General features: G+C 42.8%; 1 pseudogene. It reads left to right on the top strand.

The window, feature by feature from the left end:
* Nucleotides 1-75 precede the first annotated feature (75 nt).
* Nucleotides 76-533 (top strand): annotated as a pseudogene (locus A3761_RS07640) (DNA polymerase I); the annotation flags it as partial.

Genomic DNA, 533 nt, shown 5'->3' with positions numbered 1-533 from the left:
AGTGATTACTCACCGGACTTTTAATTTCAAAACCCAGCTCTTACCAGCATCTAAACAATTATAGATACGCAATTTATGACAACAAATACCGAGCAATCTCAAACACTTCCTACCGTTTTGGTGGATGGATCATCTTATTTATTCCGGGCTTTTCATGGTTTACCTCCTTTAGTTAATTCTAAAGGCCAGCCAACCGGAGCAATTAAAGGTGTGATCAGCATGCTTAGAAGGCTGGAAACCGACTATCCAGGCTCTAAAGTAATTGTGGTTTTTGACGCTAAAGGTAAGAACTTTCGTCATGAAATTTACCCTGACTATAAAGCGAATCGTCCACCGATGCCTGATGATTTACGTTCTCAGATCGCGCCGATTCACGAGATCATTGAAGCAATGGGTTTGCCTTTACTCATCATTCCTGATGTCGAAGCGGATGATGTGATTGGTGCCTTGGCGCATCAGGCAACGCAAAAGAAGATCGATGTGGTGATCTCAACTGGCGATAAGGATATGGCTCAGTTAGTGACAGAGCATGT

It is taken from the genome of Oleiphilus sp. HI0123 (assembly GCF_001635315.1).
Note: the sequence above shows the minus strand (reverse complement) of the source record. Positions and strands in the feature narration are given on the sequence as shown.